This is a genomic window from Pseudomonas faucium (genome assembly GCF_021602585.1).
In the GTDB taxonomy this organism is placed as follows: domain Bacteria; phylum Pseudomonadota; class Gammaproteobacteria; order Pseudomonadales; family Pseudomonadaceae; genus Aquipseudomonas; species Aquipseudomonas faucium.
This window is the reverse complement of record NZ_BQIP01000020.1, coordinates 19724-37416: the sequence shown is the minus strand read 5'-3', so window position 1 is coordinate 37416 and position 17693 is coordinate 19724. Positions and strand designations below refer to the sequence as shown.

The 17693-nt window shown below is 65.3% G+C and carries 19 protein-coding genes; 12 read left to right on the top strand and 7 right to left on the bottom strand.

The features are described from left to right. Positions 1–13 precede the first annotated feature (13 nt). Together L6D75_RS20660 and L6D75_RS20655 are read left to right on the top strand one after the other, a co-directional pair. Positions 14–793 carry a CHAD domain-containing protein gene (locus tag L6D75_RS20660; protein ID WP_176512092.1) on the top strand — a complete coding sequence of 260 codons (780 nt, stop codon included), beginning with the start codon at positions 14–16 and terminating at the stop codon, positions 791–793. A 77-nt stretch (positions 794–870) separates the two neighbouring features. Then, positions 871–1668, top strand: a complete 798-nt coding sequence (locus L6D75_RS20655; RefSeq protein WP_176512091.1) for an acyl-CoA thioesterase — start codon at positions 871–873, stop codon at positions 1666–1668. A 92-nt stretch (positions 1669–1760) separates the two neighbouring features. On the opposite strand, the gene L6D75_RS20650 is transcribed toward L6D75_RS20655, so the two are convergent. The 3 genes from L6D75_RS20650 to L6D75_RS20640 all read right to left on the bottom strand — a co-directional run bounded on the left by L6D75_RS20650 (position 1761) and on the right by L6D75_RS20640 (position 4607). Next, the gene (locus L6D75_RS20650) at positions 1761–2129 is read right to left on the bottom strand and encodes an Mpo1-like protein (RefSeq protein WP_176512090.1); all 369 of its coding nucleotides are present in this window, start codon (positions 2127–2129) and stop codon (positions 1761–1763) included. Positions 2130–2204: 75 nt separating this feature from the next. Beyond that, positions 2205–3683 carry a methyl-accepting chemotaxis protein gene (locus L6D75_RS20645; RefSeq protein ID WP_176512089.1) on the bottom strand — a complete coding sequence of 493 codons (1479 nt, stop codon included), beginning with the start codon at positions 3681–3683 and terminating at the stop codon, positions 2205–2207. 126 nt (positions 3684–3809) lie between these two features. Further along, on the bottom strand, positions 3810–4607 hold the full coding sequence (locus L6D75_RS20640; protein ID WP_176512088.1) for a TatD family hydrolase: 798 nt from the start codon (positions 4605–4607) through the stop codon (positions 3810–3812). Positions 4608–4759: 152 nt separating this feature from the next. Between L6D75_RS20640 and L6D75_RS20635 the strand changes: the two genes are divergently transcribed. From L6D75_RS20635 to greB, 3 genes are all read left to right on the top strand, one after another. Continuing rightward, entirely contained in the window at positions 4760–6166 is a 1407-nt protein-coding gene (locus L6D75_RS20635; RefSeq protein WP_176512087.1) for an MltF family protein, read from the top strand. Positions 6167–6383: 217 nt separating this feature from the next. Next, on the top strand, positions 6384–6692 hold the full coding sequence (locus L6D75_RS20630; RefSeq protein ID WP_236193779.1) for a hypothetical protein: 309 nt from the start codon (positions 6384–6386) through the stop codon (positions 6690–6692). Positions 6693–6703: 11 nt separating this feature from the next. Next, positions 6704–7177: a transcription elongation factor GreB gene (gene greB / locus L6D75_RS20625; RefSeq protein ID WP_176518410.1), complete on the top strand. Its 474-nt coding sequence runs from the start codon at positions 6704–6706 to the stop codon at positions 7175–7177. Positions 7178–7199: 22 nt separating this feature from the next. Here the strand turns inward: greB and L6D75_RS20620 are convergent, their stop codons facing one another. Continuing rightward, entirely contained in the window at positions 7200–9707 is a 2508-nt protein-coding gene (locus tag L6D75_RS20620; RefSeq protein WP_236193778.1) for an ABC transporter permease, read from the bottom strand. After that, positions 9707–10390 carry an ABC transporter ATP-binding protein gene (locus tag L6D75_RS20615; protein ID WP_176517679.1) on the bottom strand — a complete coding sequence of 228 codons (684 nt, stop codon included), beginning with the start codon at positions 10388–10390 and terminating at the stop codon, positions 9707–9709. Before L6D75_RS20615 ends, L6D75_RS20620 begins: the two co-directional genes overlap by 1 nt. 10 nt (positions 10391–10400) lie before the next feature. On the opposite strand from L6D75_RS20615, the gene L6D75_RS20610 reads away from it, so the two are divergent. The 3 genes from L6D75_RS20610 (at position 10401) to L6D75_RS20600 (ending at position 12430) form a co-directional block, all read left to right on the top strand. Then, the gene (locus L6D75_RS20610) at positions 10401–11006 is read left to right on the top strand and encodes an arylesterase (RefSeq protein WP_176517678.1); all 606 of its coding nucleotides are present in this window, start codon (positions 10401–10403) and stop codon (positions 11004–11006) included. A gap of 58 nt (positions 11007–11064) precedes the next feature. Beyond that, complete coding sequence (locus L6D75_RS20605; RefSeq protein WP_176517677.1) at positions 11065–11346, top strand: hypothetical protein; 282 nt, start codon at positions 11065–11067, stop codon at positions 11344–11346. Between the two features lie 106 nt (positions 11347–11452). Continuing rightward, complete coding sequence (locus tag L6D75_RS20600; RefSeq protein ID WP_176517676.1) at positions 11453–12430, top strand: L,D-transpeptidase family protein; 978 nt, start codon at positions 11453–11455, stop codon at positions 12428–12430. A 131-nt stretch (positions 12431–12561) separates the two neighbouring features. Here the strand turns inward: L6D75_RS20600 and oprI are convergent, their stop codons facing one another. Then, positions 12562–12813 (bottom strand): outer membrane lipoprotei OprI, encoded by a 252-nt coding sequence (oprI, locus tag L6D75_RS20595; RefSeq protein ID WP_003259780.1) that lies wholly within the window; start codon positions 12811–12813, stop codon positions 12562–12564. A 507-nt stretch (positions 12814–13320) separates the two neighbouring features. On the opposite strand from oprI, the gene L6D75_RS20590 reads away from it, so the two are divergent. Then, positions 13321–13602: a GNAT family N-acetyltransferase gene (locus L6D75_RS20590; protein ID WP_008095521.1), complete on the top strand. Its 282-nt coding sequence runs from the start codon at positions 13321–13323 to the stop codon at positions 13600–13602. Positions 13603–13678: 76 nt separating this feature from the next. Here the strand turns inward: L6D75_RS20590 and L6D75_RS20585 are convergent, their stop codons facing one another. Next, positions 13679–14755, bottom strand: a complete 1077-nt coding sequence (locus L6D75_RS20585; protein ID WP_176517675.1) for a 3-deoxy-7-phosphoheptulonate synthase — start codon at positions 14753–14755, stop codon at positions 13679–13681. A gap of 233 nt (positions 14756–14988) precedes the next feature. Between L6D75_RS20585 and L6D75_RS20580 the strand changes: the two genes are divergently transcribed. The 3 genes from L6D75_RS20580 (at position 14989) to cysB (ending at position 17642) form a co-directional block, all read left to right on the top strand. After that, positions 14989–15936: a putative 2-dehydropantoate 2-reductase gene (locus tag L6D75_RS20580; protein WP_176517674.1), complete on the top strand. Its 948-nt coding sequence runs from the start codon at positions 14989–14991 to the stop codon at positions 15934–15936. Between the two features lie 104 nt (positions 15937–16040). After that, the gene (locus tag L6D75_RS20575) at positions 16041–16538 is read left to right on the top strand and encodes a universal stress protein (RefSeq protein ID WP_176517673.1); all 498 of its coding nucleotides are present in this window, start codon (positions 16041–16043) and stop codon (positions 16536–16538) included. Between the two features lie 129 nt (positions 16539–16667). Then, positions 16668–17642: an HTH-type transcriptional regulator CysB gene (gene cysB / locus L6D75_RS20570; protein ID WP_176517672.1), complete on the top strand. Its 975-nt coding sequence runs from the start codon at positions 16668–16670 to the stop codon at positions 17640–17642. Positions 17643–17693 lie beyond the last annotated feature (51 nt).

Below are 17693 nucleotides of genomic sequence, written 5' to 3'. Positions count from 1 at the left end.
CGAGGAGCGTCGTATGTCCGCCATGCTCGATCATGTGGTTGCCCAGGTGCTGGCCTTGCAGGTGCGCCTGCTGGCCTGTCGTGAGCGCCTGGCTGCCGATACCGACAGCGAGGCACTGCACGACCTGCGCATCGGCGTGCGGCGCCTGCGCAGCCTGCTGCGTCCGCTGCGCGGGTTGCCAGGCGTCGAGCAGCTCGAGGCGGCGGCGAAGGCACTCGGCACCCTGACCACACCCTTGCGCGATCGCGAGGTGCTTGCCGGCGAGCTGATTGCGCGTGGTTTGCTCGAGCCGGGGCAGCGGCGCCTGCAAGGGCGCGCCGCAACCTTTGCCAGCGTGGCCAAAAGCCTTCAACTGGGCCGGGTGCTGGGCATCCTCGATGCCTTTCCGCTGTTCCTGCGCGCCGCCGGGCGCGAGGGCCTGGCCAAGTCGTTGGGCAAGCGCGTCGACAAGCGTCTGGTCAAGCAGTGGCGCAAGCTCGATGAGGCCTTGCAGGACCCCGCCCACGACCGTCATCGCTTGCGCTTGCTGATCAAGCGCGTGCGCTACGGCGACCAGGCCTATCCGCAACTCGAGCACGCAGGGAGCAAGCTGCAGGGCTTGCTGAAGAAGGCCCAGGGCGACCTGGGCAACTGGCATGACCGCCTGCAATGGCTGCTGCAGGCCGACGAGCATGCCGACCTGGCGCCGTGCAAGGCTGATTGGGAGCAGGAGCTGCACGAGGCCGAGCGCAAGTCGGATGCCACGCTGCAGGCCTTGCAGGCCGCACTCAAGCGGCGCAAGCCCGGCAAATGACCGATATGCGGGCTGATCCCGCAGGCATGGCTGGCTAGTATGGGCGAACATCCATTGCCGCCTGCAGGAGCCGGCCCATGAATTTCAATGAATTGCTCGACGCCGTGCAGGCGAGCCCCGACGGGGTCTGCATCCCGGCGACCTGGGCCCAGGGCCGCGCCGCCTTCGGTGGCCTGATGGCCGCGATGGTGTTCCAGGCCATGCGCCAGAAACTCTCCGACAACCGCCCCGTGCGCTCCCTGGCGATCAGCTTCGTTGCGCCGGCGGCGCCAGACGTGCCGACCCACTTCGAAGTCGAGGTGCTGCGCGAAGGCAAGGCGGTCAGCACCTTGCTCGGCCGTGCTGTGCAGGGCGGGCAGGTGGTGACCCTGGTGCAGGGCAATTTCGGCGCGGGGCGGCCTTCGGTGGTCGAGGTGCCCGCATTGCCGGCGCCGGCGATGAAACCGCTGGATCAGGCTGCGCCGGAGCTACCCTACATCAAGGGTGTGACGCCAGAGTTCATGCGCCATGTCGCCTTGCGCTGGGCCATCGGTGGGTTGCCCTTCAGCGGCAATCAGTCCAGGCAGATGGGCGGGTGGGTGCGCTTGCGCGATGTGGCCGAAGAGCAGGTCAACGAGGCTCATCTGCTGGCCTTGGTGGACGCCTGGCCGCCCAGCCTGATGCCGTTTCTCAAGCAACCTGCGGCAGGCAGCACACTGACCTGGACCATCGAGTTCATTCAGCCAGTCGCGACGTTGTCGACCCTGGACTGGTGCCGCTATTGCGTGGAGACCGAGCATGCCCGGGAAGGTTACGGGCATGCTGCGGCGACGTTGTGGACTGCGCAAGGGGAGTTGCTGGCATTGAGCCGGCAGACGGTTACCGTGTTTGCCTGATGTGCGAGGTGGCATCATCGCCGGCAAGCCGGCTCCCACAGGTTCGGCGCGAGTTCAGGCCTGAGTGGGAGCCGGCTTGCCGGCGATCGATTTCAATGCCGATGCTTGTGCCGTTCGCGCCAAGCTTTCAACCAGGCGCCGCTGAGCACGAAGCGCGGAAAGGTGATGAACTGCTCGGTCAGCAGCCGCTGCATGGCATCCTTGCGGTCGGCAAACGGCTCCGGCTGCTGCGCCTCCAGGCGGTGGCCCTGGCGCTGCATGCCCAAGCCGGCGAGCAAGGCGATGACGCCGACGGCGATCTGCCCCAGGTCCAGGGCGAACAGGCCAGACAACACCAGCAAGGCGCCGAGGATGAACAGCGGCACCGCAATCAGGTGCAGCACCAGGTTGGTTGGGTGGCGGTGATTGTGGTGATAGCCGCGCCATTGCCAGGCGGGCAAATTGGGCAGTCGTTTGTTCATGGGCATTTCCTCGCGGTCATGCCCAAAGCTTAGTGCTGCGCTGGACAGCCAGCCAATCGAGGCTGGCTATGGTGGTTATAGCTTCAGTTGGCCTATGGCCTTGCTCAGCTCACCCGCCAAGGCGGCCAGCTCGTTGCTGGTGGTGGCCGAGCCGACGGTCTGCTGCACGGTCTGTTCGGTGACGTCGCGAATGCTCACCACCGCGCGGTTCATTTCTTCGGCTACCTGGCTCTGCTGCTCGGCGGCCACGGCAATCTGCGTGTTGCTCTCACGCATCTGCGCCACGGCTCCGGTGATCTCGGCCAGCGCCGCGCCGGCCTCCTGGGCTTGGCGCACGCAGTCGTCGGCCTTGTACGAGCTTTCCTGCATGAATTCCACTGCATCGCGGGTGCCGGCCTGGAGGTCGGCGACCATGTGGGTGATTTCGTCGGTGGAGGTTTGCACGCGCTTGGCCAGGTTGCGCACCTCATCGGCCACCACGGCAAAGCCACGGCCCAGGTCGCCGGCGCGGGCCGCTTCGATGGCGGCGTTCAGGGCCAGCAGGTTGGTCTGCTCGGCGATGCTGTGGATCACCCCGACCACGCCGTTGATCTTCTGGCTGTCTTCGGCCAGCTGGCGAATCATCTCGGCAGTCTGCTGCACGCCGCTGGACAGCCCGGCAATCGAGTCCTGCACCCGGTCGACCACGTCCTTGCCGCTGCCGGCCAGGTCATCGGCGGTCTGCGACAGGTCGCGGGTGGCGCCGGCATGCTGGGCGATATGGTGCACGGTGGCCGACATCTCGTTGATGGCGGTGGCGGCCTGGTCGGTTTCGCTCTGCTGGTCAAGCATGCCGTGGCGCACGTCGTTCATGCTCGCGGCCAGGCGCGCAGCGCCGGCATCCAGTTGCCCGGCGGTGCGCGCCACGGTGCCCACCACCCGGTGGTAGGTCTGCTGCATGGCATTGAAGGCCCCGGCCATCTGGCCAACTTCGTCGCCGCTGGCCAGTGGCACGCGGGCAGACAGGTCGCCGGTCTTTTCCACGCGCAGCATCACATCCTTGAGCGTGTTGAGCTGGCTCAGCAGGAAGCGGATCAGCAACTGCGAGGCGCAGAGCATGGCCAGCATCAGGATCAGCACGCACACGGCATAGTTGCTGAAGCGGTCGAAGAACACCTGGCGCAGGCTCGGCGACTGGGCCAGCACGGCCACCTGCTGTTCGCCGTGGCGCAGTACCTGGGCGCCGCGCAGCGGGTTGTCGCCAAGGATCCAGGCGGCGGGCAATGCCACCCAGCCCTGGGCGTTGCGCAACGCTTCCAGCGGTTCGCCGGCAACGCTTGGGGCCTGCTCGGCTGGCCAGGCGATCACGTTGGCCTGTTGGGGCAAGGGTTGCCCGGCGGGCCAGGCCGACAGCAGCTCGGCCTGGGCCTGCGCCTGAGCCTGCGCGGCGTCGGCGCGGGCGCGCTGCTCCAGGTGCACGGCATACAGCACCAGCAGCAAGGTGGTGACAAAGGCCACTGCATTGACGGCCCAGAATTTGTACTTCAGGGAAATATTGCTAAGCCAGGCACCCATGGGTAGGTCTTCTCTGAGTTGAGCGGAAACAATATTGGCAAGGTGCCATCATTGTGCCCGCTCTCGCCAGGGAAGCGTTGATGTGCATCAACAAATGCTTTTGCCGGGGTGCGATCATGCCCGCGCTCAAGCGAGCTGGAAGAATGCCCGGGCTGTGGCCGTGGTATGCGCGGCCGTGGCTTCGATGCTTTCGCCCCGGTGCAGCGCCACTTCGCGCAGCACCTCGGGCAGGAACGCCGGCTCGTTGCGCCCGTTCTTCGGTTTCGGCCGCAGGCTACGGGGCAGCAGGTAGGGCGCATCGCTCTCCAGCATCAGGCGCCCTTGCGGGATGTTGCCCACCAGCGGGTGCAGGTGCGTGCCGCGGCGTTCATCGCAGATCCAGCCGGTGATGCCGATGTGCAGGTCCATGTCCAGGTAGGCGAACAGCGCTTGGCGCTCGCCGGTAAAGCAATGCACCACGGCTGCCGGCAAATGGTCACGATAGTCCTTCAAGATGGCCAGCAGCCGTTCGCTGGCGTCGCGCTCGTGCAGAAACACCGGCAGGCGCAGCTCGGCCGCCAGCGCCAGTTGGGCCTGCAGGGCCTTTTCCTGGAGGGGGCGAGGGGAGAAATCGCGGTTGAAGTCCAGCCCGCATTCGCCCACGGCGCGAACCCGCGCCTCAGCGAGCAGTTGGCGCAGTTGCCGCTCGCTGTCGGCATCCCAGGATTTGGCATCGTGGGGGTGTACGCCGGCAGTGGCGAACAAGTGCTGGCCGTCGCCATCGAGCTGCTGGCACAGCTCCAGCGCCTGTTCGCTGACCGCAAGGCTCGTGCCGGTGAGGATCATCTGCACCACGCCGGCCTCGATGGCGCGCTCGACGATGGCCGCCTGCTGGTCGTGGAAACTGCTGTTGGTCAGGTTGACGCCGATATCGATCAGTTGCATGGTGCTACCTCGTGCCGCGGGGCGGCCAGCATAGCAAAAAGCGCGATATTCGGAAAAACCAAGAACTTCAGGCTGTTGCCGTGGTCTTTTACCGTCATTTATCACGAACGCAACCTATGGATAACGCCCACCGACCTCGGACACGTTCCCCCATGCTGCGAACCTTGCTGACCCTGCTGCTGATGCTGGGGCTGACTGCTGTCGGCCCGGCCTACGCACGCCTGCCTGGGCCCCAGCAGCATGTGCCGGCGAGTAAGGTGCGCGACCTGGAGCAGATTCGCAGCAGCAAGGTGCTGCGCGTGCTGGTCAACCAGAGCCGCAACAGCTCCGGCGAGGTCAAGGGCGAACCGGTGGGCATCGAATACTACCGCCTGCGCGGGCTCGAGCATTACCTCAACGCCCGAGCCAGCGATGGCCAGCAGATCCGCCTGGAAATCATCCCGCGGGCCAAGGAGCAGCTGCTGAGTGCGTTGCAGCGTGGCGAAGGCGACCTGGCCGCGCCGGGTGAGCTGCTCGACCCGGCCGGGGTAGGGGCGGTGGAGGGCAGCGCGCCGGTGCTGGACCAGGTGCCGCTGTGGCTGGTCGGGCGCAAGGGCGAGCGCAGCTTCACCCGCGTCGAGCAGCTGTCCGGGCGCACCGTGGCGCTGACCAGCGCCAGTGCTGCCGGCGCGCTGATCCAGCAGCTCAACCAGCAGCTGGCATTGCGCAAGCGGCCGCCGATCAAGGTCGAATGGGTCGATTCGACCCTGGCGGTGGAGGATGTGCTGGAGATGGTCCAGGCCGGTATCTACAAGCTGACCATCGTCGAGCGCCCGATCGCCCAGCGTTGGGCTCGGGTCATGCCGCGCCTGCGCCTGGACAGCCGGCTGCAGCTTGGCCCGCCGCAAGCCATGCGCTGGTACGTGCGGCGTGACGCGACGCTGTTGCTGGCGACGGTCGACCGCTACCTGAAGGGCTACCGAGCCCCCGAGAACCAGGATGCGGCGTTCGAGCGCATCTACCGGCGCCAGTACCGCGTGCACAACCCCCTGGCCAGCAAGGACCGCCAGCGCCTGGCCGCGTTGCGCCCGGTGCTGCAAAAACATGGCCAGGCGCAGCAGATCGATTGGCTCAACCTTGCCGCGCTGGCCTTCAAGGAGTCCACCCTCGATACCCAGGCCCGCGGCAGCGGCGGGGCCCATGGCCTGATGCAGATCACGCCGTCGGCGGCGCAGCGGGTCGGGGTCAGCAATACCGGCACGGTCGACGGCAATGTCCAGGCCAGCGCGCGCTATTTGGCGCTGATCCGGCGCAAGTTCTTCGCCAGCCCGAAGATCAACGAGCGCGAGCGCATGGCCTTTGTGCTGGCGGCCTATAACTTGGGGCCGGAGCGGGTCCAGGCCATGCGCGTGGAGGCGCGCAAGCGCGGCCTCAATGGCAATCAGTGGTTCTTCCAGACCGAGCGGGTGGCCATGGAGCAGGTAGGCATGGGGCCGGTGAATTTCGTCAACAGCGTGAACAAGTACTTCCTGGCGTTCAACCGCGAACGGGCGCGGCTCGAACGTGTGGCCAAGCGCTGACCTCGCCCGCTCCGCACTCAGCCAGGCAGGCTGCGATCAAGGTCTACTTGCAGCTTGCCGCTCGAGGCTCTAGGATACCGCCTGCGCCGATTTAAACAGCTACTTGCGGGGCGCAGGACCGCCCCGGCACCGGGTCATCCGAAATACCGCTAAAGCGCTGGTTCGGTGACGCCTCCCACCGCTGCCCAGCGGGATTCGCGAGGCGGAGAAAAACTCCATGAGTTGCCCACGTACCAGTGTCTGTCTGAGCCCATTGCCTGCCCCCCAGGCATCCCGCACACCGCGCATTCTGCTCGGCGGCCAACATCAGCCCACCCTTTTGCGGCACCTTGAAGGCCTTTCCCGGCGCAAGGGCCAGGCCCGTGCATTCCTGATCCAGTTCGCCGAAACCGCCTGCCACCTGGAGCAGTTCGGCAACGACCGTTTCGACCTGGCCGTGATCCAGGCGCCTACCGCGCAGGACGCCGCCGAAGTGATCGGCCACCTCACCCGCATCGCGCGCCAGGGCCTGATTACCCGACGCTGAGGAGCGCGCTGTTGAGTACCAACATCATCACCACGGAAGGTCACGAGGCTCTGAAGAAGGAGCTGGACCATCTGTGGCGGGTGTATCGCCCGGAAATCACCCAGAAGGTTGCCTGGGCAGCCTCGTTGGGTGATCGCAGCGAGAATGCCGACTACCAGTACAACAAGAAGCTCTTGCGCGAGATCGACCGGCGCGTGCGTTACCTGCGCAAGCGCCTCGAGGACGTCAAGGTGGTGGCCTACTCGCCGCAGCAGGAGGGCAGGGTGTTCTTCGGTGCCTGGGTCGAGATCGAGAATGACGAGGGCGAAACCAAGAAGTTTCGCATCGTCGGTTATGACGAGATCTACGGGCGCAACGACTACATCTCGATCGATTCGCCCATGGCCCGCGCCCTGCTCAAGAAAGAGGAGGGCGACGAGGTGCTGGTGCATACGCCGACCGGCGAAGCGACTTGGTACGTGAACAGCATCAGCTACGGGCAATGAAGTGATGATGCTCGCCCGGGCCTCATCCTTCTCGTAGCACCGTCAACGGGCTGGCATTCAATGCTCGCCGCGTCCCCAGCACCCCGGCCCCACCCACCAGCAGCGCCCCGACCAGCGGCAGCACCAGCAGCCAAGGATGCGGGCTCCACTGCAGGTCGAATGCATAGCGGTACAGCACCAGGGTAATCAGCTCGCAGCCAACCGCCGCCAGCGCACCGCTGGCCGCCCCCAGCAGCCCGAACTCGATACGCCGGGCCTTCACCAGCAACGGCCGCGCCGCGCCAAGGGCGCGCAGCAAGGCGCCCTGGCGAATTCGTTCGTCCAGCGTCGCCTGCAGCCCGGCGAACAGCACGGCCAGCCCCGCTGCCAGCACGAACAGCAGCACGTATTCGACCGCCAGAGTGACCTGGGCGAGGATGCTGCGCAGCTGGTCCAACAGTGCATCGACCTGCAGGATGGTGACCGCCGGGAAGGCCCGCGACAGGGCCACCACGTCCAGGTCATGCCCGGGTGCCAGGTAGAAGCTGGTGAGGTAGGTGGTCGGCAGGCCCTGCAGCGTGCCGGGCTGGAAGATCATGTAGAAGTTGGGCTGGAAGCTGTCCCAATGCACGCTGCGCAGGCTGCTGACCCGCGCCTGGCGTTGTTCGCCGCCGATGTCGAACGTCAGCAGGTCACCCAGCTCAAGCTTCAGGCTGGTGGCCAGCTCGGCTTCAACCGATACGCCCGGGATGTCATCACCCGAGGGCAGCGCTTGCCACCATTGGCCTGACGTCAGGGCATTGCCGGCGGGCAGGTCGGCCGCCCAGGTGAGGCTCAAGTCGCGTTGCACGGCGCGTTCGCCGGCCGAGTCCTTGCTGACCAGTTGCTGTACTGGCTGGTCGTTGATCTGGGTAAGCCTGCCAGGCGTCACCGGGTACAGCGGCGCCGAGGCCGCATTCACTTCATGCAGGCGCTGGGCAAAGGCCTGGCGGTCGTCGGGCAGGATGTTCAGGGCGAAATGGTTGGGGGCGTCCTTGGGCAATTGCGCCTGCCAGGTGTCGAGCAGTTCGGCGCGCAACAGCGCCACCAGCGCCATGGCCAGCAGAATCAGGCCGAAGGCCAGGGCCTGGCCGGCCGCCGCCATGGGGTGGCGCAGCAGTTGACCGAGGCCCAGGCGCCAGGTCAGCGGCGCGCCTGCCAGCAGCCGACGCAGGCTGCGCAGGCCGAGCAGGAGCAGGCCGCCCAGCAACAGGGCGGCGAGCAGGCCGCCGCCGAGCAGGGCGAAGGTCAGCAGCAGGTCGAGGCTCAGGCGCCACATGATCAGCCCGAGCGCGAACAACGCGGCGCCATAGACCAGCCAACTGCTTGGCGGCACCGGCAGCAAGTCGCGGCGCAGCACCCGCAGCGGCGGCACCTGGCCCAGCGCGGCGATCGGCGGCAGGGCGAAGCCGGCGAGGGCGACCAGGCCGGTGGCGATGCCGGCCAACGCCGGGACGATGCCGGCGGGCGGCACTTCATTGGGCAGCAGGCCCTGGAGCAGGCGGAACAGGCCCAGTTGCGCCAGCCAGCCGAGCACGGCGCCCGCCAGTGCGGCGGCCAGGCCGAGCATGGCCAGTTGCAGGCAATACAGCCCCAGCGCCTGATGGCGCGAGAGGCCCAGGCAGCGCAGCAATGCACTGGCATCCAGGCGCCGCGCGGCGTAGCGGCTGGCCGACAAGGCCACGGCAACACCGGCCAGCAGCACCGCCACCAGGCTGGCCATGTTCAGGTAGCGCTCGGCCTTGCCCAATGCCCCGCCGATCTGGCGGTTGCCGTCACGGGTGTCGAGCAGGCGCTGGCTGGCGGCAAGGTTGTTGGTCAGCGCCTGGCGGTATTGCGCCAGGGCCTCGCTGTCGCCGCGCCACAGGTCGCGGTAGCTGACCCGGCTGCCGGGCTGGATGACCCCGGTCGCCTGCAGGTCGGCAAGGTTCATCATCACCCGTGGGGTCAGGCTGTAGAAGTTGTTGGCGCGGTCCGGCTCATAGGTCAGCACGCGGCTCATGCGCAGGGTCTTCATGCCGACATCGATGCTGTCGCCCACTTTCAGCCCCAGGGCCGCCAGCAGGCGTGGCTCGACCCAGGCCTCGCCTGGCGCCGGGCCGCCGCCGGGGGTTTCCTCGGCATAGGGCGCGGCGGCGCTGCGAACCTGCCCGCGCAACGGGTAGGCGCCATCGGCGGCCTTGATGCTCGACAGCTGTATGCCGGCATCGCCACCCACCACGCTGGTGAACTCCACCACCTGGGCGTGGCGCAGCCCCAGCGCGGTGCCGGCTTCGATCTGTTCGGCGCGGGCCGGCGCGCTGCCTTGCAGCGCCAGGTCAGCGCCCAGAAACTCACTGGCACGCAGTTGCATGGCGCCATTGAGGCGGGCACCGAAATAGCCGATGGCGGTGCTGGCGGCAACGGCCACCAGCAGGGCGAAGAACAATACCCGTACCTCGCTGGCACGGATGTCGCGCAGCAACTGGCGCAGGGCCAGGCCACAAAGACGGGGCAGCGGCATGTGTTTCATCAGGCCTCCACCGGCGCCACCAGGCGGCCCGCATCCAGGCGGATCTGGCGCCGGCAGCGGCGGGCCAGGCGTTCGTCGTGGGTCACCAGCACCAGGGTGGTGCCGTGCTCCTTGTTCAACTCGAACAGCAGGTCGCTGATGCGCTCGCCGGTGTGGCTGTCGAGGTTGCCGGTGGGTTCGTCGGCGAACAAGACGGCAGGTTGCGCGGCGAATGCGCGGGCGATCGCCACCCGTTGCTGCTCACCGCCGGACAGCTGGCGCGGGGTATGCGTCAGGCGTTTGCCCAGGCCCACGCGCTCGAGCAAGGTGCGGGCATGCTCGCGAGCATCGCGGCGGCCGTCCAGCTCCAGGGGCAGCATGACGTTCTCCAGGGCATTGAGGCTGTCGAGCAGCTGGAACGACTGGAACACGAAGCCGACATGCTCGGCGCGCACCCGGGCGCGCTGGTCCTCGTCCAGCGGGCCGAGGTCGTGGCCGGCGAGGATCACCTTGCCGGCGCTGGGGCGGTCCAGGCCTGCGAGCAGCCCCAGCAGGGTCGACTTGCCCGAGCCCGAGGCGCCGACGATGGCCAGGCTGTCGCCCTGGGCCAGGTCGAGGGAGAGGGCGTGAAGGATGGTCAGGTCGCCTTCCGCGCTGGGGACCACTTTGCTAAGGTGCTGCGCAACGAGAATGCTGGGGCCCATGGAGAATCCAATGCGAGTGTGGTGGTTGAGTGCCGGTCTGGCTCTGTGTTGCCTGGCCCAGAACGCGGTGGCGGGAACACTGCTGGTAGTCGGCGATAGTATCAGCGCCGGTTTTGGCCTGGATACCCGTCAGGGTTGGGTCTCTCTGTTGCAGACCCGGCTCAAGGACGAAGGTTTCGACGACCAGGTGGTCAACGCCTCGATCAGTGGCGACACCAGTGCCGGTGGCCAGGCGCGCCTGCCGGCGCTGCTTGCAGCGCACAAGCCGAGCCTGGTGGTGCTGGAGCTGGGCGGCAACGATGGCCTGCGCGGGCAGCCGCCGGAGCAATTGCAACAAAATCTTGCCTCGATGATCGAGCGTTCCCGCGCGGCGGGGGCCAAGGTGCTCCTGTTGGGCATGCGCCTGCCACCCAACTACGGGGTGCGCTACACCACGGCGTTTGCCAACGTGTATGAACAGCTGGCAACGGAAAAGAAGGTGCCGCTGGTGCCGTTTTTCCTCGACGGCGTGGGCGGTGTGCCGGAGCTGATGCAGGCCGATGGCATCCATCCGGCGCAAGGGGCCCAGCAGCGCTTGCTGGAAAATGCCTGGCCGGCGATAAAACCCTTGCTGTGACGCTTTAAACGGGGCCGGCTTTCGGCTAATGTTGCGCCCCCCGTTTCGAGAGCCCCCGATGCCGCGCCCTGCCTGGTCCCTGTTTGCCTACCAACTGATCGAGCCCGATGAACAGCTCGACCTGTTCGCTTGCCAGGAAATCCGCGTCCACCTGGTGGCCCGCCAGCTCGAACTGGGCGTGCCGGTCGATCGCACCCTGTGTGGCGGCCTGCTGCCGGCTCAGCCACGCTGGTCGGGCGTGCCGCGCTCGATCTACCGCGACGGCCGCCTGTGCGACCTGTGCCGTGCGATTCTCGACGCTCAGCGGCGCGGCATGCGCCCCATCTGGCCGGAACTCTGATCGCCTTTCATCATCTGAAACGCTTGTAAGCCGCCGATGCCTCCCGCTTGCATCGGGGCGGGTGTACAATCGTTGGTCTTGACCCACCTTTCGAAGGATTTACCGGATGTTGCCGCGCTTTCCCGCCGTCACCCGTTGCCTGACCCTGGCCGCCCTGCTGGTAGCAGGCCCTGCCGTTGCGTTGGAGCTGCCCCTGCCGCCACCCGGTGAAGACATCGTTGGCCAGGTACAGGTGATCAAGGCCAAGTACGAGGACACCTTCGCCGACATCGGCACCGCCAACGACCTCGGCTACCTGGAAATGATCGCGGCCAACCCGGGCGTCGACCCGTGGCTGCCGGGCGCGGGCACCGAGATCATCCTGCCGACGCGCTACATCCTGCCGCCGGGCCCGCGTGAAGGCGTGGTCATCAACCTGGCCGAATACCGCCTGTACTACTACCCGAAAGGGCAGAACGTGGTCTACACCTTCCCGCTGGGTATCGGCCGCGAGGGCTGGGGTTCGCCGGTGGCGAGCACCAAGATCACCGCCAAGACTCCAAACCCGACCTGGACGCCGCCGGCGTCGATCCGTGCCGAGCATGCGGCGGACGGCGACATCCTGCCCACCGTGGTACCGGCTGGCCCGGACAACCCGCTGGGCCCGTTCAAGTTCACCCTGGGTGTGCCGGGTTACCTGATCCATGGTTCGAACAAGAAGTTCGGCATCGGCATGCGTACCAGCCACGGCTGCTTCCGCATGCTCAACAACAACGTGCTCGAACTGTCGAAGATGGTGCCGGTCGGCACCCAGGTGCGCATCATCAACGAGCCGTACAAGTTCGGCATCAGTGGTGGCAAGGTTTACCTCGAGGCGCACACGCCGCTCGACGATCATGGCAACCCGTCGGTGGTCGACAAGCACACGGCGGTGATCAACGCGCTGCTCAAGCGTGAAGACCTGGCCAACAACCTGCGCATGAACTGGGACATGGTGCGTGATGTGGTTGCCGCGGAAGATGGCATGCCGGTGGAGATTGCCGTGCCGGTCAGCAACCAGGGTACTGCGCCGATGGTTTCGAGCATCCCGCCAGAACTGCAGTAACGTCACAAACAAAGGCCTGCCCCGGACACGCGTGCGGGGCAGGCCTTTTGCTATCTGTTAGATGCGTTTGCCGAGGCAATAAAAAAGCCGACCCACAAGTGGGTCGGCTTCTCAACAATCCGTGAGGATTATTACTTGCGGCTGGCTTTGTCCAGCATACGCAGAGCGCGCTCGTTGGCTTCGTCAGCGGTCTGCTGAGCCTTCTGAGCGGCTGCCAGAGCGTCGTCAGCCTTACGGTAGGCTTCGTCAGCACGGGCTTGAGCGCGAGCTGCTGCGTCTTCAGTCGCAGTCAGACGAGCTTCGGTTTCTTTGGATACGCTGCTGCAACCGGTAGCCAGAACTGCGGCCAGAGCCAGAGCAGAGAATTTCAGAACGTTGTTCATCGTGTTCCCCTTCAAGGACTTTCTATTAAATAGCCATCTCTCGGAAAAGAGAAACTGGCCGGCGTACATAGTACCCATTACTTGTAGTAAGTAAACTGACCGAGCGCAAGAACTGCAAAAAAAATGTTGCTCTAGGGGTAGCCGACAAGATTTGTGGGGGAATTGTGAAAAAACCGTGCAGCGGCTGCAAGCGGTTGTAGAACAGGAACTTTTTTGCGAACTAACGGTGACTTTAACTGTCGTTCGTCGTCTTAACCCGTAGAACATCCGGCTGCTGTTGTGGGCCACGCAGGCCGGGGCCTGCAAGCCACGAGCCTGCCACTTTTTAAGCACAACCACCTTGAGCAATCGCGGGTGCCGCGCCTACTATTTGGGGTGGCCGGCCGGCAGAACCATTGCAATCGGCTTGCGGTCCAAGGGGCAAGAGGTGGCGTAGAGGTTCCTCCGCCGGATAAACCAGCATCGGTTAAGGTCAGGGTCTGCCGAAAAGGCCTGCGAGGAGTAGTGATGAGTGAAGCGTTGACCATCCACCATGACCAGGCCGGTCATCAGTTCGAGACCAACGTGGACGGTCATCGTGCCTACCTGACGTACATGGACCTGGGCAAACAGACGCTGGATATCTATCGCACTTTCGTGCCCAACGCCCTGCGTGGCCGTGGCATCGCTGCCGCGTTGACCGAGAAGGCCCTGGAGTACGCCGACCAGATGGGTTACACGGTGATCCCATCATGCTCGTATGTAGAGCGCTACATGGAGCGCCAGCAGCGCCACTCGAGCAAGGCCTGACTCCTTAAAAAAAACAGGGCCGCTTCACCCCCATCGCCGGCAGGTCGGCGATGGGGGTGAAGCGGCCCTGTTTTTTTCAGCCGCGCTGACGCTGTGGCAGTACATCCTTGAGCTTGGCGTGCATGCTGCGCAGGGTTTTCTCGGTGGCCGACCAATCGATGCAGGCATCGGTGATCGATACGCCGTACTGCAGTTCGTCGAGGTTCTTTGGAATCGACTGGCAGCCCCAGTTCAGGTGGCTCTCGACCATCAGGCCGATGATCGACTGGTTGCCTTCGAGGATCTGGTTGGCGACGTTTTCCATGACCAGTGGCTGCAGCGCCGGGTCCTTGTTGGAGTTGGCGTGGCTGCAGTCGACCATGATGTTGGGCTTGATCTTGGCCTTGGCCAGGTCCTGTTCGCACAGGGCGACGCTGACCGAATCATAGTTCGGCTTGCCGTTGCCACCGCGCAGCACCACGTGGCCGTAAGGGTTGCCCTTGGTGGTGACGATGGAAACACCCCCTTCCTGGTTGATGCCGAGGAAGCGGTGCGGCTTGGACACCGACTGCAGCGCGTTGATCGCCACGGTCAGGCCGCCATCGGTGCCGTTCTTGAAGCCGACCGCCGAAGACAGGCCCGAGGCCATTTCGCGGTGGGTCTGGGATTCGGTGGTGCGCGCGCCGATGGCCGACCAGCTGATCAGGTCCTGCAGGTACTGCGGGGAGATCGGGTCGAGCGCCTCGGTGGCGGTCGGCAGGCCTTTTTCGGCCAGGTCCAGCAGCAGTTGGCGGCCGATGTGCAGGCCGTCCTGGATTTTGAACGAGTCATCCAGGTACGGGTCGTTGATCAGGCCTTTCCAGCCGACGGTGGTGCGCGGCTTTTCGAAGTACACGCGCATGACCAGGTACAGCGTATCCGACACTTCCTCGGCCAGCACTTTGAGGCGCTCGGCGTATTCGTGCGCCGCCTTGATGTCGTGGATCGAGCAAGGGCCGACCACCACGAACAGGCGATGGTCCTTGCCGTCGAGAATGTTGCGCACCACTTGGCGGCCGGCAGTCACGGTCTGCAGGGCCTTGGCGCTGAGGGGGATTTCCTTCTTGAGCTGATCGGGGGTGATCAAGGTCTCGTTGGAGGCAACGTTAAGGTCATCGATCGGTAAATCAGCCATCGTGTTACTCGTCAGGTCACGGGTGCCGGCCGCCAGCAATCCCCGTGCGGCCCAGCAGCAAGAATGTTCGCAGCGGGGAGCCGAACCTTAGCGCGTTAAAGGGGTTGCGACAATGGCCTGTGCCCGTCGCGGCAGGGTTTTTCCCTGCTCAGGCAGCCTTGCGCTGCCATCGGGATGCGCAGAATGCCGCAAAGGGTGTAAAAAAGCGCATCCACTTCATTCAGGAGATCAGCATGGCCCCTCGTAAACCGCGCATCGGCATCATCGGCAGTGGCGCCATCGGAGGCTTTTATGGGTTGATGCTGGCGCGCGCCGGTTTCGACGTGCATTTTCTGCTGCGCAGCGAATATGCCGTGGTCCGTGAGCGGGGGCTGAAGCTGGACAGCGCGCTCTACGGCACCTTGCAACTGCCCGTGCAGGCCTACGCCAATGCCGCCGACATGCCAGCCTGTGACTGGTTGCTGGTGGGGGCCAAGGCCACCAGCAATGCTGAACTGGCGCCGCTGATCGTCCAGGCCGCCGCCGCCGATGCCAAGGTGGTGCTGTTGCAAAATGGCCTGGGCGTCGAAGAGCAGTTGCGCCCGGCCTTGCCCGGCAACCTGCACCTGCTCGGTGGCTTGTGCTTCATTTGCGTCAACCGCCAGGGCCCCGGCGATATCCGTCACCAGGCCCTGGGTGCGGTCAACCTGGGTTACCACAGCGGGCCGGCCAGCGATGGCGGTGCAGAGATCGTCGAGCAAGGGGCAGGGCTGTTCCGCGCGGCGGGCATCGACTCCCAGGCCATGCCTGACCTGGCCCAGGCGCGCTGGCAGAAGCTGGTGTGGAACGTGCCGTACAACGGCCTGTCGGTGCTGCTCGGTGCCAGCACCACGCCGCTGATGGCCGATGCCGACAGCCGTGAACTGGTGCAAGCCTTGATGGCGGAGGTGGTACAGGGTGCAGCGGCCTGTGGCCATGCGCTGCCGGCGGGGTATGCCGAGCACCTGCTGCGTGTCACCGAGCAGATGCCCGACTACTGGCCGAGCATGTACCACGACCATGCCGAGCAACGCCCGCTGGAGCTTCAGGCGATCTACGCCGAGCCGCTGGCGCAGGCGCGCGCTGCCGGTTGCCAGCTGCCGCGCATGCACATGCTCTACCAGGCGCTGGCCTTCATCGACCGCGCCAACCGCGCCGGCTGATACCGCTGTAACCCGCGGCGCCAGTGCGCCGGACGGCAAAGCGAGTGGGCGGCGCGCTGCTAAGCTGAAGCTTGCTCTGCCGCAACGGCAGTCGAGGAGGTCGAATGATCCGCTCCATGCTGTATGCCACCGACCTCGGTGTCTACGCGCCCTTCGTCATGCAGCACGCCCTGGCCCTGGCCCGTACCTTCAATGCGGAGTTGTACGTGATCCACGCCGTGGAGCCCATGGGCCAGTTCGCCGAATCCCTGTTGCAGAGCTACCTCGACGAGCAGACGCTGGATGCGCTGCACAGCGAGGGCGTGAACACGGTGATGGCCAACATCGAGCAGCGGGTGCTGGAAAACTTTCGCGACGAATTGGGCGAAGACGCTGACCTTGCCGTGATCAAGGCGGTGCGGGTGCGCCAGGGCGACCCGGCCCAGGTGATCCTCGAGCAGGCGCAGCGGCTGAGTGTCGACCTGCTGATCTTCGGCAGCCACAGTGCCGGTGCCGGGGTGGACGTGCCACTGGGCCGCACGGCGGTACGGCTGCTGCAGCTGTCACCGGTTCCGGTGTACATGGTGCCGCTCTCGCAGCACCTCGGGCGTAGGAAAACTTGAAGCTGGCGGCAGCTTGTTTCGGAGCGGCGTGTAACAAAATAGTTCTAGTTTTATTTCGAGAACCACTAATATAGTTATATCTCGTCGCTGCCTGCTGCCGCTGACTTACCGCTGATTCGAGGGAAACCTATGAAGCTTCAACAACTGCGCTACATCTGGGAAGTGGCGCACCATGACCTCAACGTCTCCGCGACGGCGCAGAGTCTGTACACCTCGCAGCCGGGTATCAGCAAGCAGATCCGCCTGCTCGAGGATGAACTGGGTGTGGAAGTCTTCGCCCGCAGCGGCAAGCACCTGACCCGTGTCACCCCGGCTGGCGAGCGCATCATCAATACCGCTGGCGAAATCCTGCGCAAGGTCGAGAGCATCAAGCAGATCGCCCAGGAATTCTCCAACGAGAAAAAGGGCACGCTGTCCATCGCCACCACCCACACCCAGGCGCGCTATGCGCTGCCGCCGGTGATCAGCAGCTTCATCAAGCAGTACCCGGAAGTGGCCCTGCACATGCACCAGGGCTCGCCCATGCAGATCGCCGAAATGGCCGCCGATGGCACCGTCGACTTCGCCATTGCCACCGAGGCGCTGGAGCTGTTCGGCGACCTGATCATGATGCCTTGCTACAAGTGGAACCGCTGCGTGGTCGTGCCCCAGGGCCACCCACTGGCCAAGCTGCCCAAGCTGACCCTGGAAGCGGTGGCCGAGTACCCGATCGTGACCTACGTGTTCGGTTTCACCGGCCGCTCGAAGCTGGACGAAGCCTTCAATCATCGTGGCCTGACGCCGAAAGTGGTGTTCACCGCCGCCGACGCCGACGTGATCAAGACTTACGTGCGCCTGGGTCTGGGCGTCGGCATCGTGGCCGGGATGGCGGTCGACAGCAAACTCGACAGCGACCTGGTGGCCCTGGATGCCAGCGAGTTGTTCGAGGCCAGCATCACCAAGATCGGCTTCCGCCGTGGCACCTTCCTGCGTGGCTTCATGTGCGACTTCATCGAGAAGTTTGCGCCGCACCTGACCCGTGAAGTGATGGCCAAGGCGATCCAGTGCCATAACAAGCAAGAGCTCGAAGAGCTGTTCGAAGGCGTCGAGCTGCCGGTGCATTGAGCTGAGAATGCATGGGGCCGCTTTGCGGCCCTTTCGCGGCACAAGGCCGCT

Bases quoted from the DNA above. Each gene is read 5' to 3' on its own strand.
- L6D75_RS20660 (WP_176512092.1), top strand. From the start codon at position 14: ATGTCCGCCATGCTCGATCATGTGGTTGCCCAGGTGCTGGCCTTGCAG.
- L6D75_RS20630 (WP_236193779.1), top strand. From the start codon at position 6,384: ATGAGTTGCCCACGTACCAGTGTCTGTCTGAGCCCATTGCCTGCCCCC.
- cysB (WP_176517672.1), top strand. From the start codon at position 16,668: ATGAAGCTTCAACAACTGCGCTACATCTGGGAAGTGGCGCACCATGAC.
- L6D75_RS20635 (WP_176512087.1), top strand. From the start codon at position 4,760: ATGCTGCGAACCTTGCTGACCCTGCTGCTGATGCTGGGGCTGACTGCT.
- L6D75_RS20610 (WP_176517678.1), top strand. From the start codon at position 10,401: ATGCGAGTGTGGTGGTTGAGTGCCGGTCTGGCTCTGTGTTGCCTGGCC.
- L6D75_RS20605 (WP_176517677.1), top strand. From the start codon at position 11,065: ATGCCGCGCCCTGCCTGGTCCCTGTTTGCCTACCAACTGATCGAGCCC.
- L6D75_RS20575 (WP_176517673.1), top strand. From the start codon at position 16,041: ATGATCCGCTCCATGCTGTATGCCACCGACCTCGGTGTCTACGCGCCC.
- L6D75_RS20645 (WP_176512089.1), bottom strand. From the start codon at position 3,683: ATGGGTGCCTGGCTTAGCAATATTTCCCTGAAGTACAAATTCTGGGCC.
- L6D75_RS20655 (WP_176512091.1), top strand. From the start codon at position 871: ATGAATTTCAATGAATTGCTCGACGCCGTGCAGGCGAGCCCCGACGGG.
- oprI (WP_003259780.1), bottom strand. From the start codon at position 12,813: ATGAACAACGTTCTGAAATTCTCTGCTCTGGCTCTGGCCGCAGTTCTG.
- L6D75_RS20620 (WP_236193778.1), bottom strand. From the start codon at position 9,707: ATGAAACACATGCCGCTGCCCCGTCTTTGTGGCCTGGCCCTGCGCCAG.
- L6D75_RS20650 (WP_176512090.1), bottom strand. From the start codon at position 2,129: ATGAACAAACGACTGCCCAATTTGCCCGCCTGGCAATGGCGCGGCTAT.
- L6D75_RS20615 (WP_176517679.1), bottom strand. From the start codon at position 10,390: ATGGGCCCCAGCATTCTCGTTGCGCAGCACCTTAGCAAAGTGGTCCCC.
- L6D75_RS20600 (WP_176517676.1), top strand. From the start codon at position 11,453: ATGTTGCCGCGCTTTCCCGCCGTCACCCGTTGCCTGACCCTGGCCGCC.
- L6D75_RS20585 (WP_176517675.1), bottom strand. From the start codon at position 14,755: ATGGCTGATTTACCGATCGATGACCTTAACGTTGCCTCCAACGAGACC.
- L6D75_RS20580 (WP_176517674.1), top strand. From the start codon at position 14,989: ATGGCCCCTCGTAAACCGCGCATCGGCATCATCGGCAGTGGCGCCATC.
- L6D75_RS20590 (WP_008095521.1), top strand. From the start codon at position 13,321: ATGAGTGAAGCGTTGACCATCCACCATGACCAGGCCGGTCATCAGTTC.
- L6D75_RS20640 (WP_176512088.1), bottom strand. From the start codon at position 4,607: ATGCAACTGATCGATATCGGCGTCAACCTGACCAACAGCAGTTTCCAC.